Genomic DNA, 11,974 nt, shown 5'->3' with positions numbered 1-11,974 from the left:
TTATTATTATTTTTTTATGAATTTGGATTTAATATCATCTATTAAAACTTCTGGAACTAAACTATCTATAGGACCATTAAATTTAAGTATTTCTTTAATAAGTGATGAACTTACATAAGAATAATGCTCTGATGTATGTAAAAATATCGTATCCATCTCTGGATATAATAATTTATTCATTCTTGACATTCTAAGTTCATAATATAAATCTTCGCTGTCTCTTATTCCTCTTGCCAATACTTTTATATCATTTTGTTTCATATATTCTGTAACAAGCCCTGATATAGAAACTATTTTTATTGCATCATTATTACCAATAGCTTTTTTTATCATTGCTTTTCTTTCTTCTGCAGTGAAAGTTGGGGATTTTTCTAAGTTTACAGTTACAGATATATATACTTCTTCAAATATATCAGCAAGTCTATAGAGAACATCGAGGTGTCCCAAAGTGAAAGGGTCAAAAGTACCCGGAAATATTACTTTTCCATTTTTCATAATAATAAATTATATACAAAAAATATATAATATCAATATAAAAGAGTTATTTTTAAATTATATTAAAATAAATATAATTTTTTTTATTTAGGTTTTTGTAGGTTGTAATTTTTATTAATATAAATTATTATTAGCACTTGATTATATAAGGAATTTGTTTTTTATGAGTAAGATTTTACTTCAGATAAAAGAAAAAAAGATATATTTTTTAGTATCTATATTAATATTTATAGCGGATACTGTTTCAAAATATTTTGTTGATAAATATTTACAGGAGATTGGTTTTAAAAAGATTATTGGTGATATATTGATATTTATATATACGAGAAATTATGGAGTTTCTTTTGGTTTTCTCAATAATGTTCCAGAAGTGATAAAGCATATAATACCAGAGTTTTTAAAGGTTGTTGTTTTTTTGGCAATGATTGTTGTATTTTATATAATAATATTAGTAGATAAGAAAAAGCAAAAAGTGTCTATAGTTGGTTTTAGTATGGTGTTGGGCGGAGCTATGGGCAATTTATTAGATAGAGTTATGAGGGGCTTTGTAACTGATTTTATCAATATGGGTTTTAATTTAGATATTAGATTTCCTTGGAATTATAATATTGCTGATGCTGCCATTACTATAGGTATTGTAGTTATAGCAATAGGTGTATTTTTCTTTAAAGAAGATTTTGATAGTGCATTTAAAAAAGAAAAAAAAGAAAATAAATAATAAAATTAAAATAAATAATAATAAATGTATAATTTTTTGATAATAGAAGAAAAAGATTTAAATAAAAGACTTGATATATTTGTAAGCGAGAAATTAAATATAAGCAGATCTCAAGTAAAAAATTATTTATCTTGTATATTAGTTAACGGTAATATAAAAAAACTTTCATATTATTTAAAACTTAATGATATTGTAGAGATAAACATAAAAACAGATGATAACAAAAAAGAAGAAGAGGATATATTAGCAGAAAATATTGATTTAGATATTTTGTATGAAGATGAATATTTACTAGTTGTAAACAAGCCTTGTAATATGAGTGTTCATTGTTCTTCATCTGAAAAGAGCGGCACTTTGGTTAATGCTTTGCTTTATCATATAAAAGATTTTAATTTTGTTGGTGATAGGAGTAGGGCAGGGATTATACATAGATTAGATAAAGATACTTCTGGTTTAATGATTGTAGGAAAGAATGCTGATATAGTTTCTGATATTCAGGAACAATTTAAAAACAGAACAATAAAAAAGATTTATCATGCTATAGTTGTAGGGGTATTGAGAGAGAATTTTTATGAAATTAATTTACCTATAGGCAGACATAGTGTATATAGAAAAAAAATGACAGTTCGTGAAGACGGCAAGAAGGCATTGAGTTATATAAAAGTATTAAACAGATTTAAAAAGCATAGTTTAATAGAGGTTAATATTAAAACAGGACGTACTCATCAAATAAGGGTTCATTGTTCATATAAAGGTTTTCCTGTAGCTGGTGATAAGATTTATTCTAAAAGTTATTCAAATTATAATAATTTAATGCTTATAGCAAAAGAGATAGAGTTTACTCATCCTATTAGCAGAAATATTATGAAGTTTGAAGTTGATTATACAGATTATTTTAAGGATTTTTTGATTTCAGATGAAATTTAAAGAATAAGCCAATTGCTAAAATTACAACTGGCTTATACTAATTCTTTAAGCATATGCATCTAAATTTTTTCCTAAATTGTAATTTACTAAAACTGAAGTACCTTGTCCAGAAACAAATTCATTTAATCTGCTCATAGAGTCAGATAAGTTATAGACATTAAGTCCTGCACTATACATATGTCCAGTTAGTGGAAACATTTTAGATGAATAAATAGAATTGATAGATACATTCATTTTTAACCTCCAAATGTTTTATATGTATATTATCGGATTATTATTCATTATAGTATATATGAAAAGATAATATTTTTTATTTTTTGTATAAAAAATATTAAAAAACTGCATTATAAAGTTTTTTTTATTGTTAAATTAAGCTTTTAATAATCAAATAAAAAACTTGATTTAACAAATAAAATTTATATACTAAAATTTAGAATATTAATTAAATCAAGGAGTTTTCTATTATGAGAAAAATATTCATTATAAGTTCTATGTTTATAATAGCAACAATTTTTACAGTATCCTGCGGCGGCGGAACTACTACAGATAATGCAGCAGCTGCAGAAGGTCCACTAATTGGAGTTACAATTTATCGTTATGATGATAACTTTATGTCATTTTTGAGAAGAAATATTGAAACTAGAATATCTGGTAAAGCTCAGCTTCTTATTAACGATTCACAAAATAACCAAGCTCAGCAAAATGACCAAGTAGATGTTATGCTTAATAAAAATGTAAATGCTTTGGCTATTAACTTGGTAGACCCTCAAGCAGCTCAAACTATTATAGATAAAGCTAAAGCTAAAAACATACCAGTAGTATTCTTTAATAAACAGCCTAGTGCAGAGGCTATGGCTAGTTATGACAAAACTTGGTATGTAGGTACTAAACCAGAAGAATCTGGCGATATGCAAGGAAAAATCGTAGTAGATGCTTGGAAAGCAGACCCTACTTTAGATAAAAATGGCGATGGTATTATACAATATGTATTAATTAAAGGTGAACCAGGTCACCCAGATGCTGAAGCAAGAACTTCTCATGTAACTATGTATATTACTAATAATGGAATTAAAGTAGAAAAATTAGAAGAATTAAATGCTAACTGGGACACTGCTAGAGCTAAAGATATAGTAGATGCTTGGATACAAAAATACGGCGATAAAATAGAGTTTATTTTCTCTAACAATGATTCTATGGCTTTAGGTGCTTTACAGTCTATACAGGCTTTAGGCTACAACACAGGCGATAAAGCTAAATATATCCCTATAGTAGGTGTAGATGCTATTCCTGATATGTTAAACGAAATCAAAAAAGGCACAATACTTGGTTCTGTTCTTAACGACCCAGTTGGACAATCTCAAGCTCTTATAGATTTGTCTTTGAATGTTGCTGCTGGTAAAGATCCTTTAGACGGCACTACTTGGACTTTAGATGAAGTAAAAGCAGTACGCGTTCCTTATGTTCCTATAACTGCAGATAATATTACTATTGCTGAAGAAGCTTATAAGTAATAATCATTATTTATGAATGGGGATATTATTATTGTATATAATGTCCCCTATTTTTTAATTTTGTATATCGTATTTTTTTAAGTGTAATTTTAAGGATTTTATTTTTATGGAAGAGAGAAAAGTAATTCTTGAGATGAAGGGCATATCTAAATATTTCCCTGGTGTTCAGGCTCTAGATAAGGCTGAGCTTGTTGTAAGAGAGGGGAGTGTTGTAGCCCTTATGGGAGAGAATGGTGCGGGAAAATCCACTCTTATGAAATGTTTATTTGGTATTTACCATAAAGATGAAGGAACAATATTATTGGACGGCAATGAGGTTAATTTTACTTCTCCAAAGCAGGCTTTAAATAATGGTGTAGCAATGGTGCATCAAGAGCTTAATCAGGTGAGGCAAAGAAATATACAAGATAATATTTGGCTTGGTAAATATCCTACTAAATTTGGATTTGTAGATGAGAAAAAAATGTATGATGATACTAAGGCTATTTTTGATGATTTAGAAATACCTTTAGACCCTAGAACTAAGGTATCTACATTATCAGTATCTGAAATGCAGATGGTTGAAATAGCAAAGGCGGTATCATACAACTCTAAAATACTTGTTTTAGATGAGCCTACTAGTTCGCTTACAGAAAAAGAAGTTGCTAAATTATTTAAGATAATAAGGAAACTTCAAAGCCGCGGTGTGGGTATGATATATATTTCTCATAAAATGGAAGAGATATTACAGATATCTGATGAAGTTACTATAATGCGTGATGGTAAATTTGTTTCTAACACTCCTTCAAAAGAATTAACAACTGACCTTATTATTAAGCAGATGGTAGGCCGTGATTTAACTAATAGATTCCCTCCTAAAACTAATAAACCTGCTGAAGGAATTTTAGAGATTCAAAATTTTACAGCATTTTATCAGCCTTCTCTTACTGATATTAATTTTAGTGTGAGAAAAGGTGAAATTTTCGGTATAGCAGGTCTTGTTGGTGCAAAAAGAACTGAAGTGCTTGAAAGTATATTTGGTATGCGTACTTTATCAAGCGGTAGAATTATTAAAGATGATAAAGACATTAAAAATAACACAACAAGAAAAGCTATTAAACATGGATTTGCTTTAGTAACAGAAGAAAGAAGACAGACTGGTATATTTGGCATGCTTTCTATTAATTTTAATTCTATAATAGCTAATATAGATAATTATAAAGGTAATTTTGGATTTTTGAATAATAAAAAGATGAGAGATGATACTATATGGGTAATAGACAGTATGCAGGTGAAGACTCCTTCAGAGAAAACAGCCATACAAACATTATCTGGAGGTAATCAGCAGAAGGTAATATTGGGAAGATGGCTTTTGAGTGCTCCCGATATTCTTATGCTTGATGAGCCTACTAGGGGTATTGATGTAGGGGCGAAATATGATATATATAAACTTATAATAGATTTAGCTACGGAAGGTAAGACTATTATTATGGTTAGCTCTGAAATGCCTGAATTGCTTGGTATAACCGATAGGATAATGGTTATGAGTAATGGAAGGGTTGCGGGCATAGTTGATACGGCTAATACTAATCAAGAAGAAATAATGGCATTATCTGCCAAATATTTATAATTTATTAATAAAGGAATAATATATGTCAGACAAAAATTCTACTACAAACAAAATTTCTAAATTTATACTGAATAATGCCATATTTGCAGCACTTTTAGTTATACTTATTGGTATTATTATTAAAGAACCATCTTTCTTTAGACTTAGCAACTTTGTAAACATTTTTGCTCAGGCTTCTACTCGTATGATTATTGCTGTTGGTATTGGTACTTTATTAGTAACTCAGGGTAATGACCTTGGTGCTGGCAGGGCTGTTGGTCTTGCTGCGGTTGTTAGTGCTTCTCTTTTACAATCTGCTACTAACCCTACTAGAATGTATCCTGATTTACCTATGCTTCCTGTTATATTACCTATACTTTTAGTTATGCTTATACTTATGGTATTTGGTTTTATAAATGGATTTATCATTTCTAAACTTTATGTAACTCCATTTATTGCTACTTTGGGTATGCAGCTTATACTTTATGGTACTACTAGTACTTATTTTGACAGACCTCCTTATGGTGCTCAGCCTATCGGAGGACTTGACCCTAGATTTACTAATTTAGCTCAGGGCGGTATAAAAATAGGCGGACTTACAATATCATACTTAATAATATTTGCCGTGATTATTACTTTAATTATGTGGGTAATTTGGAATAAAACTAAGCTAGGTAAAAATATATTTGCTGTTGGAGGCAACCCTGAAGCTGCTGCTGTAAGCGGTGTAAATATACCTCTCACTCTTATGATAGTTTATACTATGGCTGGTGCTTTATATGGTATAGCTGGTTCTTTAGAGGTGGCTAGGGTTGGTTCTGCTACAAACAACTTGGGTAACGGTTATGAGCTTGATGCTATTGCTGCTTGTGTTGTTGGTGGTGTTTCTTTCTCTGGAGGTATTGGTTCTATTTTGGGTATTGTATCTGGGGTTTTGATATTCCAAGTTATTAACTATGGTATGACTTTCGTTGGTATTTCACCTTATATGCAATATATTATTAAAGGTGCTATCATCATTGCTGCTGTTGCTGTTGATACTCAAAAATATTTGAAAAAGGTTTGATGAATCGTGGAAAATGATCCTTTTAGAACAGAGTTTAATAAAAAAGAGACAAGAAAAAGAACTATTAAGTCTTGGATATTTTTGGGGTTTGTGTTTCTAATTTTTGTGGTTGCTGAATTGATTAGATATATCAAGGGCTTGATTTAGTGATTTATTAATAATAGAGCTATTGCTAATAATTAGTAATAGCTCTTTTATTTTATTAAATAATATTTGTTTTTATTTGTGGTGGCTTTGCCCCCTGCGAAGCGTGCCTGTAGGGTACACACCTCCACTTCTTTTTGCGACCGAAGGAAGTGCCCTTGCGGCGTGACCAAAAGAACCAAAAGACTGCATTTTTAGTTAAAATACAAGTATTATATATGTATTCTAAGATATAGAGTAAAAACACTTGTACTTTTTGCAACTTTTTGCTACGGGAAAAAGTTGAATAAAAAACTTGTACAAACAATAAAATTAAAACAATATAAATATTTATAAATTCAGTTTTTAAACAAACTTAAAATATTTTGTTATAGAAATGGCAATAAGGTATAGAGCCTTTTCTCTCATAATAATCTTGATGATAATCTTCTGCTGGATAAAAGTTTTTATATTCTCTTAAAGTTGTTGCCACATCATAACGTTTTTCTTTAAGCATATCTATATATTTTTGAGCTATTTCTTTTTCTTCTTCTGTTTGATAAAAAATAGCTGATAAATACTGTGAGCCTATATCAGGACCTTGACCATTTTTTTGAGTAAAGTCATGAGTTTCAAAGAATAGTTTAACTAAATCTTCATAAGTAGTTTCATCAGGGTTATAGGCAACTTGTACTGTTTCTAAATGACCTGTAAGACCAGTGCAAACTTCTCTATATGTTGGGTTTATTTTATGTCCTCCTGCATATCCGCTTACAACAGCATATACTCCTTTGCCCTTTTCAAACCAATATTCAGTTCCCCAAAAACAGCCTGAAGCAAAATAGGCATATTTAACATTTTCTGGAATCATTTTCCTCTCCTCCTTATTTTCTTTAATACTTGAAGATTCTTTAATATTTGAAGATTCGCTATTTAATTTTTCATTACAGGATATTAAAGAAAATATGGATATTATTGTCATTAATACAATTTTTTTCATATATAGTTTTTACCTCATTATTATTTATTTGTACTATTATTAGTTTTATCAAAATCAACTTTGTTTATAAAATTTAAAGATACGGAATTAATGCAATATCTAGTTTCTTTATCAGTAAAGCCTTCATTGTAGAACACATGTCCTAAATGACCTCCGCATTTTGCACAAGTTACTTCTACTCTGCATCCGTCTTTTACAAATTTTATATTCTCAATTATAGCATCATCAAAGCTAGGCCAGCCTGTACCAGAATTAAATTTAGCATCAGATTTAAATAATAAGCTGCCGCATAGTTTACAAGTATACACTCCATCAGATTTTACATCCAAAAGCTCACCTGTAAAAGGAAACTCTGTCCCATTATTTACTAGTACCTCATATTCTTTTGATGTTAATTTTGATGTAGATACTTTTATGTTAGATTCATTATTAGCAGCATCATTCTTTGATGTAATGTTATTCGTTTGTGCTATTATATTTTTCACCTCTTTTTCATTACAAGATGCAAATATAATAGATATTGTTAAAAGTAATATTTTATACAATTTTAAACTCCTCTTAAATAAATTATTTTAAAAAAATCATAAACCACTTTACAAATATAATAAAAAATATATATTTGCAATCATTTATATAATTTTAATGGAAAAGTTAATGTTTTTCCGCTTCTAATGTCTAATATATTTCCAGTAGTATCTATAATTTTACTGCCAAACATAGTTGTAAATCTTTTATATTTTATATTTACAGGTAAAAGCAAATATTCTATATTGCCTGTATCTATATCTATTCTATAAAGTATCATATTTTCTTTTGGATTTTTATCATTTTCTACATTTTCTTTTGATATAGCAGGGTTGTCAAAATATATTTTTTTATCTAAATAAAATATTCCTCCGTCATATTCGCAATGAAATACAGATGCTAATTCAACTTTCCATACTATTTTTTTATTGCTATATAATGCTATTGATTTATTAGATTCCATTAATATAAAGTCTTTGCCTATAGAATATATATTAGTTACTTTCATATTTGGATTTTCTAATTGTATTTTACCATCATTTAAAGTGAGCAAATTTACCTGATATAATATTTTATTATTTACAGCAGATGGATATGTAAACATTGTTCTTTTTTCATCGAAAGCTCCATCGGTTATAAATGTATTTTCTTTTAAAGTATATGCTATTTTTTTCTCTTCTATATTATAGAGAAAAACATTAGTTCTATTAAATTCTTTTGCTCTGCATATTATTAATTTTGGGTTAGCAGTAAAAAATGCCTCATAAACATACATTCCAGATAATTTTAAAAATACTTTATTAGTGCCTATTTCTACAATCTTTAATGTATTATTTGAAGTATTAACACTATCTACAGATATAGTTATTATTTTTTTGCCGTCTAAAGATAAATCTAATATAGAATATGATTTAGCGTTTTTATGAAATATTCTACATTTATCAAGGCTAAAATCATAGAAGAAACTATTATAAGAACCTTTAAAGTATGGAGTAAATATACCCCTATTATTTTTTTTATCTATATAGATATAATAGTCTTTTTTATCTGTCTTATTAAAAATAACATTCTGTTTTATTATCATAACTTCTTATCCTCTTCTTCATTAATTTTTACTTCCATAAGTAGCTCAATTTTTGCATCGCTTTTATTTTCTAATATAGCATAATTATCATATAATTCTATTACTTTTGCTTTTGTTACTAATGTCTTTTTAGTTTTGTAAAACCTATATATATAAAGCATTTCACTTGTATACCAAAAATCTCCTTTAGCATTCTCTCTTGTTTGTTTATAAACAGAAGATGAGTTATTAATATTGTTATTATTATATTGTTTGGATATATTACTTTTTTTATTATCTGCATTAATTGGTTCTTGAATATTATTTGTAATATATGAATTAGTATTATTATGAACTACAAAGTTATTTGGATCTATATTATTTGTTAATACTCCATTAGTTAAAGAACTCTGCTTTCTTTCTTTTATTTTATTTATGAGATATTCATTATTAGGAGGCAAATCCAAATATTTTTCTACACGATATATTCCAAACTCATCTCCTATTTTTATATTATTTCTTTTTCCTAAATTGATAAATATTTTATTATCTTCTATTCTTGTTACAGTTCCAATTAGAGGTGGGGTTTTTAAAAATTCTGATATTTCATTAGCTATATTATTAAAAGCCACAATACTAGCCCAGCCTAATGCACTTTCATAAAATAAAGCATCTTCAGAATTATATATAGGACTATTTCCAGGAAGTACATAACTAGCAGAATTTGTAAAAGTTTTGACTATTTTTAAAGTATTTATATCTATAAGATTAACTTTAAACTCTACATTAGCCGTATCTTTTCCGCCCTGTTTTAGAGTAAAATCAATAACCTCTCCAGTGATTAAATAATCAGATTCAAAAGTTTCTTTAACAAAATTACTAGCAACAGTAAGATTTGTAGACAAAGACTTATACGGTACAACATTATCATAAGATTCAAAATATGAAATAAGCAAATCATAATCGCTAACATCAAACATATGCGTATTTTTTAAAGATATTTCAAAAGCTCTAGGCATACCATCATCAACCATGTATTTTTCTATCCATTCTTTATCTTTGCTTAGAAATGGCAGCACAGTTAGTTTTACGCTATATAAATTAGAGCTAAATAATGTTAATAAAAACAGCAGTGAAATAATTTTGTATTTGAGCATATAATTAATAATCTTTTCCTATATCTTTATCTTTTTGATTTTTTTCATAAGTTGTTATTGTACCTATTGAGATTAAAGCTAATAACAACCCAAAAATAAATATCATTTTTCTTAAAATATTCATTTTTATAATACCTTTTATTTTATTGTTAACTTATATTATATATCAAGCATATGTCAATTTCAATACTATAATTTAGCTTTTAAAAAATATACGAATAAATTTTTTAAAAGTTCAATAATTACTATTGACAATAATATGTTTTTTATATACAATATATTATTAAAATATAAAATTTTAAGGAAATGTAAAATATTTATGAATAATGCAGTTATTATTAAGAATCAGCTTTGTCTTATGCAAATGCAAAAAACAATTACGGCTGCATAATATAATAAATATAAATTTGTAATTACAGCCGTCAAATTTTTTTGGCGGCTTTTTTATTTTAAATATAATATAATAAAAATATTTAGGAGTTTATATGTCAAGACAATTAAAATTTGAAACTTTATCTGTTCATGCAGGACAAGAAAATAATGATGTATTTGGAAGCAGAGGTGTACCTATATATAAAACAACATCTTATATGTTCAAAAACTCTAAACATGCTGCTGACTTATTTGATTTAAAAGAGTTAGGCTATATTTACACAAGATTAGGAGACCCTACTGCAGATATATTAGAAAAGAGAATTACGGCAATGGAAAACGGAAAATCTTCTATAGCGGTATCTTCTGGAACTAGTGCTATATTTAATACAATGATTACTATATGCGAGGTTGGTGATGAGATATTGTCCTCTTTTAGTTTGTATGGAGGCACATATTCCCAGTTTGCTGCCATACTTCCAAAATTTGGTATTAATACAAACTTTGTTGATGCAAAAGACCCAAAAAACTTTGAAAAGGCAATTACTAAAAAGACAAAAGTAATATATATAGAAACAATATCAAACCCTTCATTAGATTTTACAGATATAGAAGAAGTAGCAAAAATAGCACATAATAATAATATACCATTAATAGTAGACGGTACTTTTACAACTCCATATTTACTTCAAACAATAAACTATGGAGCTGATATAGTAATTAACTCTCTTACTAAATGGATAGGAGGGCATGGAAGCAGTATTGGAGGGGCTGTTACAGATGCGGGTAAGTTTAATTGGAAAGATGATAAGTTTACATTATTTACTCAGCCTGATGCTAATTATCATGGTTTAAAATGGGCTTATGATTTGCCTGAAGAATTAAGAGATATTGCTTTTGCTATGAGGTTTAGAACTGTGCCTTTAAGAAACTTAGGGGCTTGTTTGTCTCCTGATAATTCTTGGGTATTTATACAGGGAATGGAGTCTTTGCCTTTGAGAATGGATAGGCATTCATTTAATGCTATGAAGGTTGCTGAGTTTTTAGAGAAAGACGATAGGGTTGAGTGGGTGAGGTACCCGGGACTTAAAAATGATGCTTCATATAATATAGCTAAAAAATATTTGAAAGATAATAAGTTTGGGGGAATGGTTGTATTTGGCATAAAGGGCGGATATGATGCTGCTGTTAAGTTTATAGACAATATAAAACTATTTTCTCATCTTGTTAATGTGGGAGATGTTAAGAGTTTGGTAGCTCACCCTGCTTCTACAACACATTCTCAATTATCTGAGGAAGAGTTAATAAATGCTGGTATTACTAAAAACTTTATAAGGCTTTCTATAGGGATAGAGCATATAGATGATATATTATATTATCTTGATGAAGCTTTAACTATAGCGAGTAAATAATAAATAAAAAAATAGGG

At 28.2% G+C, this 11,974-nt stretch carries 13 protein-coding genes; 7 read left to right on the top strand and 6 right to left on the bottom strand.

Annotation, left to right across the window (positions count from 1 at the left end; genetic code table 11):
• Positions 1-6: 6 nt before the first annotated feature.
• The gene (gene coaD / locus EPJ72_RS10845; protein ID WP_147732159.1) at positions 7-495 is read right to left on the bottom strand and encodes a pantetheine-phosphate adenylyltransferase; all 489 of its coding nucleotides are present in this window, start codon (positions 493-495) and stop codon (positions 7-9) included.
• Positions 496-658: 163 nt separating this feature from the next.
• Between coaD and lspA the strand changes: the two genes are divergently transcribed.
• Together lspA and EPJ72_RS10835 are read left to right on the top strand one after the other, a co-directional pair.
• On the top strand, positions 659-1,213 hold the full coding sequence (gene lspA / locus EPJ72_RS10840) for a signal peptidase II (RefSeq protein WP_147732158.1): 555 nt from the start codon (positions 659-661) through the stop codon (positions 1,211-1,213).
• Positions 1,214-1,237: 24 nt separating this feature from the next.
• A complete protein-coding gene (locus EPJ72_RS10835; protein ID WP_147732157.1) occupies positions 1,238-2,140 on the top strand; it encodes an RluA family pseudouridine synthase in 903 nt (300 codons plus the stop codon).
• A 45-nt stretch (positions 2,141-2,185) separates the two neighbouring features.
• Here the strand turns inward: EPJ72_RS10835 and EPJ72_RS10830 are convergent, their stop codons facing one another.
• A complete protein-coding gene (locus EPJ72_RS10830) occupies positions 2,186-2,374 on the bottom strand; it encodes a hypothetical protein (RefSeq protein WP_147732156.1) in 189 nt (62 codons plus the stop codon).
• Positions 2,375-2,604: 230 nt separating this feature from the next.
• Between EPJ72_RS10830 and EPJ72_RS10825 the strand changes: the two genes are divergently transcribed.
• The 4 genes from EPJ72_RS10825 to EPJ72_RS13205 all read left to right on the top strand — a co-directional run bounded on the left by EPJ72_RS10825 (position 2,605) and on the right by EPJ72_RS13205 (position 6,452).
• On the top strand, positions 2,605-3,651 hold the full coding sequence (locus EPJ72_RS10825; protein ID WP_147732155.1) for a galactose ABC transporter substrate-binding protein: 1,047 nt from the start codon (positions 2,605-2,607) through the stop codon (positions 3,649-3,651).
• 106 nt (positions 3,652-3,757) lie between these two features.
• A complete protein-coding gene (gene mglA, locus EPJ72_RS10820) occupies positions 3,758-5,260 on the top strand; it encodes a galactose/methyl galactoside ABC transporter ATP-binding protein MglA (RefSeq protein ID WP_101503112.1) in 1,503 nt (500 codons plus the stop codon).
• Between the two features lie 22 nt (positions 5,261-5,282).
• Entirely contained in the window at positions 5,283-6,305 is a 1,023-nt protein-coding gene (gene mglC / locus EPJ72_RS10815) for a galactose/methyl galactoside ABC transporter permease MglC (protein WP_147732154.1), read from the top strand.
• A gap of 6 nt (positions 6,306-6,311) precedes the next feature.
• Positions 6,312-6,452: a hypothetical protein gene (locus EPJ72_RS13205; RefSeq protein ID WP_199749290.1), complete on the top strand. Its 141-nt coding sequence runs from the start codon at positions 6,312-6,314 to the stop codon at positions 6,450-6,452.
• 352 nt (positions 6,453-6,804) lie between these two features.
• Here the strand turns inward: EPJ72_RS13205 and msrA are convergent, their stop codons facing one another.
• From msrA to EPJ72_RS10795, 4 genes are all read right to left on the bottom strand, one after another.
• On the bottom strand, positions 6,805-7,428 hold the full coding sequence (gene msrA / locus EPJ72_RS10810; RefSeq protein ID WP_147732153.1) for a peptide-methionine (S)-S-oxide reductase MsrA: 624 nt from the start codon (positions 7,426-7,428) through the stop codon (positions 6,805-6,807).
• A 20-nt stretch (positions 7,429-7,448) separates the two neighbouring features.
• A complete protein-coding gene (gene msrB, locus EPJ72_RS10805) occupies positions 7,449-7,973 on the bottom strand; it encodes a peptide-methionine (R)-S-oxide reductase MsrB (RefSeq protein ID WP_147732152.1) in 525 nt (174 codons plus the stop codon).
• Between the two features lie 80 nt (positions 7,974-8,053).
• Complete coding sequence (locus EPJ72_RS10800; RefSeq protein ID WP_147732151.1) at positions 8,054-9,037, bottom strand: hypothetical protein; 984 nt, start codon at positions 9,035-9,037, stop codon at positions 8,054-8,056.
• Positions 9,034-10,173, bottom strand: a complete 1,140-nt coding sequence (locus EPJ72_RS10795) for a hypothetical protein (RefSeq protein WP_147732150.1) — start codon at positions 10,171-10,173, stop codon at positions 9,034-9,036. Before EPJ72_RS10795 ends, EPJ72_RS10800 begins: the two co-directional genes overlap by 4 nt.
• Before the next feature lie 485 nt (positions 10,174-10,658).
• On the opposite strand from EPJ72_RS10795, the gene EPJ72_RS10790 reads away from it, so the two are divergent.
• Positions 10,659-11,957: an O-acetylhomoserine aminocarboxypropyltransferase/cysteine synthase family protein gene (locus EPJ72_RS10790; protein ID WP_147732149.1), complete on the top strand. Its 1,299-nt coding sequence runs from the start codon at positions 10,659-10,661 to the stop codon at positions 11,955-11,957.
• The last annotated feature ends 17 nt before the right edge of the window (positions 11,958-11,974 follow it).

The organism is Brachyspira pilosicoli (genome assembly GCF_008016535.1).
In the GTDB taxonomy this organism is placed as follows: Bacteria; Spirochaetota; Brachyspiria; order Brachyspirales; family Brachyspiraceae; genus Brachyspira; species Brachyspira pilosicoli_A.
Note: the sequence above shows the minus strand (reverse complement) of the source record. Positions and strands in the feature narration are given on the sequence as shown.